This is a genomic window from Nocardia sp. NPDC003345 (assembly GCF_053589395.1).
The window spans coordinates 1-3,092 of record NZ_JBSFRU010000492.1 but is presented as its reverse complement, the minus strand read 5'-3'; the positions used below and the strand labels follow the sequence as shown (position 1 = coordinate 3,092).

Annotated in this window: 4 protein-coding genes and 1 pseudogene; 2 read left to right on the top strand and 3 right to left on the bottom strand. The window is 66.9% G+C overall.

Annotation, left to right across the window (positions count from 1 at the left end):
- Positions 1–286: 286 nt before the first annotated feature.
- Both ACWDU1_RS31125 and ACWDU1_RS31120 read right to left on the bottom strand, forming a co-directional pair.
- Entirely contained in the window at positions 287–751 is a 465-nt protein-coding gene (locus ACWDU1_RS31125) for a hypothetical protein (RefSeq protein ID WP_450003965.1), read from the bottom strand.
- Between the two features lie 96 nt (positions 752–847).
- Complete coding sequence (locus tag ACWDU1_RS31120; RefSeq protein WP_450003963.1) at positions 848–1,015, bottom strand: hypothetical protein; 168 nt, start codon at positions 1,013–1,015, stop codon at positions 848–850.
- 180 nt (positions 1,016–1,195) lie between these two features.
- Here ACWDU1_RS31120 and ACWDU1_RS31115 point away from each other — a divergent pair, with 180 nt between their 5' ends.
- A complete protein-coding gene (locus ACWDU1_RS31115; RefSeq protein WP_450003961.1) occupies positions 1,196–1,660 on the top strand; it encodes an SRPBCC family protein in 465 nt (154 codons plus the stop codon).
- On the opposite strand, the gene ACWDU1_RS31110 is transcribed toward ACWDU1_RS31115, so the two are convergent.
- Positions 1,635–2,681 (bottom strand): beta-ketoacyl-ACP synthase III, encoded by a 1,047-nt coding sequence (locus ACWDU1_RS31110; protein WP_450003959.1) that lies wholly within the window; start codon positions 2,679–2,681, stop codon positions 1,635–1,637. The genes ACWDU1_RS31115 and ACWDU1_RS31110 overlap by 26 nt on opposite strands.
- Positions 2,682–2,938: 257 nt before the next feature.
- Here ACWDU1_RS31110 and ACWDU1_RS31105 point away from each other — a divergent pair.
- Positions 2,939–3,092, top strand: a pseudogene (locus tag ACWDU1_RS31105) (GlsB/YeaQ/YmgE family stress response membrane protein); the annotation flags it as partial.

The following is a 3,092-nucleotide window of genomic DNA, read 5'->3' as shown; positions in this document are numbered from 1 at the left end:
TTGGCGAGCAGGGTCACCTTCCCACCTTGGCGAGCAGGGTCACCTTCCCACCTTGACGAGCAGGGTCACCTTCCCACCTTGACGAGCAGGGTCACCTTCCCGCCTTGACAAGAAGGGTCACCTACCAACCTTGACCGGCAAGGTCACACCTGCCTCACTTTTGCGAGCAGGGCCACCTGCCTCACTTTTGCGAGGGCCACCTCCTCACCTTGGCGAGCAGGGTCATCTCCTCGCCTTGGCGTGTGGGGTCACCTCCTCACCTTGGCGTGTGAGCTCACCCCGCCCCCTACCCGTTGATAACGATCCCCGAAACCACCGCGACCTTCTGATCTGCCAGCTTGCCCGCGTTGCAGACCAGCTTCGCCGTCCCGAGAGCCGCGTTGGGGTTGCCGACGAACGTGCTGTCGGGGTTCTCGCCGAGGATGCGGCCGATGAGTTGTTGCTGTTCCGGCTCGTCGAGGGCTTTGAACTGGGCGCAGGTGGTGTCGGTGGCGCGGTCGGGGAGTGCGGCGGGTTCGTCGGGGTCGGCCGGTGCGGGGGTGTCCTCCGCGGGGGCTTCGGCGGTGCCGGTGTCGCCGGGGGCGGGGGCTTCTTCGGTCACGCCCGGGTCGCTGTCCGGTGTGGTCTGCGCTGTCGCCGTGTTCTTTCGTAGACCGGCGGCTTCGGCCGGTTCTTCGTCGGAGGAGCAACCCGACAGCACCAGCGCCGCGGCGGCGGCAGCGGTGACGACAACAGTTGAGATTCGCTTCATTACGCATGTCCCGGTGGTCAGCCACGCCGGAGCCTCCGGCGCGACCAGCAGCGTACCGGGTGGCTTCGGCCGGCTCCTCCCGTAGCCGGGCCGGGATCAGACCCGGTGTCGCAGCACCATATCGAGTTCGGTGGGGGTGAGCAGGCGTTCGAGGCGTTCGTCGACGCGGTCGCCGTCGGCGGCCTCGTCCGGTTCGATCGCGGGTAGCTGTGGCAGTCCGCCGTTGCTCTGGCGGCGCAATAGCGAGCGAAGGTTCACGGCCATCACCTTACGTTAGCTGAGTGTTTGCTGGCATCGTGTCTTGCTGCGGTGCGGTTACCCGACCCGGACGAGATCTCACGATCGATTCTGCTTCCGGATGGACGATATCGATACGCGGCGGGAGAAAACGTGACCGAGCCGTCGCCAATCGCTACCCTTCCTGATACTTGGAGTTTCATCTAAATGGAGGCAGCGTTGCCGAAGAATCTGGAAGTCAGTATCGAGATCGCCGCGCCCCCGGAGCGGGTCTGGGCAGTGCTCGCCGATCCGGCGCGGATGCCGGAGTTCAGCCCCCAGTGTGTACGGATGATCCCGATCGGCAAGCCGCGGGCCGGCACCCTGACGGTCAATCTCAACCGGCAGGGCTGGAAGTTCTGGCCGACCACCTCTCGTATCCTGCGCTACGAAAAGAACAGCGCATTGGCGTTCCGGGTCAGCCAGAACCGCTCGGTATGGGTCTACACGCTGGAGCCGGCCGAGGGCGGCACCCGGCTGGTCGAGCGGCGCGATGTACCCAACGGCACCAGCTGGTTCTCCCGCACGATGATCGATGCCGCCCTCGGCGGCGAGGCCGCCTTCGAGGAAGAGCTGGTGCGCGGGATGAACGAATCGCTGGCGAAGATCAAGACAGCGGTCGAGGCGGGCTGAACGGCGGCAGGGTCACCACCTGGGCCGCGTAGGAGAGTCCGGCACCGAAGGCGATGAGCAGGGCGGTATCGCCGGGCGCGGACCGTCCGGTCCGCAGCAGCGCCTCCATCGCCAGTGGAATCGAGGCTGCCGAAGTGTTGCCGGCCTCTTCGATATCGTCGGCCAGCGCGCAGTTCTCCGGCAGTTTCAGCACCCGCGCCATGATCTCGATGATCCGGCCGTTGGCCTGGTGCGGGATCATGGCGTCCAGATCGTCGGTGGACAGGCCGGCCCGATCCACCGCGTCCCGGCAGACCTTCTCCAGTGAATGCGCGGCCCACCGGAACACCGCGGTGCCCTCCATGGCCAGGTAGGGGCGGACGGCGTCGAGGCCCTTCTCGTCGATCTCGGCGAAGAACTCCATCCAGTCCTTGTCCTGGCGGATGGCGTGGTGCTGGGTGCCGTCGGAGCCCCAGACCGTCGGCCCGATACCGGCCGCCTCGGCCGGTCCGACCACCACCGCGCCGGCGCCGTCGGCGAAAAGGAACGCGGTGCCGCGGTCGGTCGGGTCGACGGTATCGGTGAGTTTTTCGACCCCGATCACCAGCACATAGGACGAGGTGCCCCCGCGTACCAGGTCGGATGCCATGGCCAGGCCGTGACAGAAGCCCGCACAGCCCGCGGAGATATCGAAGGCGGCCGATCCGTTGGTCCCGAGTTCGGTGGCGATGCGGGGCCCGGCGGCGGGGGTCAGCAGCAGGTGGGTCGAGGTGGCGACGATAACGCAGTCGACCTGGTCGGCGGCGATACCGGCGGAGTCGAGGGCGCCGCGGGCGGCCGCGACACTCATGGAGTGGACGGTCTCGGTCTCGTCGGCGAAACGGCGGGTCCGGATGCCCGAGCGGGTGCGGATCCACTCGTCGCTGGAATCGATCGGTCCGGCCACTTCGTCGTTGGTGACGACGCGAGCCGGGCGGTAGACGCCCAGCCCCAGGATCGCGGTGTACTGCGCCCCGGTCGTCTGGGTGAGATCGGTAGCCATGCTGCTTCTCCTATGTACCTGCGGCGACGGCGCCGCGAGGGTGGACCCGGGATTCGATCGGTGTTCCTCGCCGGGGCTGTGGCTGACGGCCGCCGGCATCCGAAGACATGAGGCACCCTCATATTAGCTCGCGGTTCGCGTGGCGGCAGCCCCAAATTCCAGATTCGTGCACGGTTATCCGGCCCGGCTCCGGGTATCGCCCCCGTACACGGTCGCCACCGCGACGTGTACCCGAGGAGATAAGCGAGGGACAAGTCATGCTCGGTCTCGGCATCATCGGCTGGATCATCATCGGCGGCATCGCCGGATGGCTGGCGAGCAAAGTTATGAAAACCGATGCTCAGCAGGGCATTCTGCTCAACATCGTGGTGGGTGTGGTCGGCGGCCTGCTCGGCGGCTTCCTGCTCCAGT

What these genes read in the sequence shown, in the direction of transcription:
- ACWDU1_RS31125 (WP_450003965.1), bottom strand. Translation starts at nt 751, where the DNA reads ATGAAGCGAATCTCAACTGTTGTCGTCACCGCTGCCGCCGCCGCGGCG.
- ACWDU1_RS31120 (WP_450003963.1), bottom strand. Translation starts at nt 1,015, where the DNA reads ATGGCCGTGAACCTTCGCTCGCTATTGCGCCGCCAGAGCAACGGCGGA.
- ACWDU1_RS31115 (WP_450003961.1), top strand. Translation starts at nt 1,196, where the DNA reads ATGGAGGCAGCGTTGCCGAAGAATCTGGAAGTCAGTATCGAGATCGCC.
- ACWDU1_RS31110 (WP_450003959.1), bottom strand. Translation starts at nt 2,681, where the DNA reads ATGGCTACCGATCTCACCCAGACGACCGGGGCGCAGTACACCGCGATC.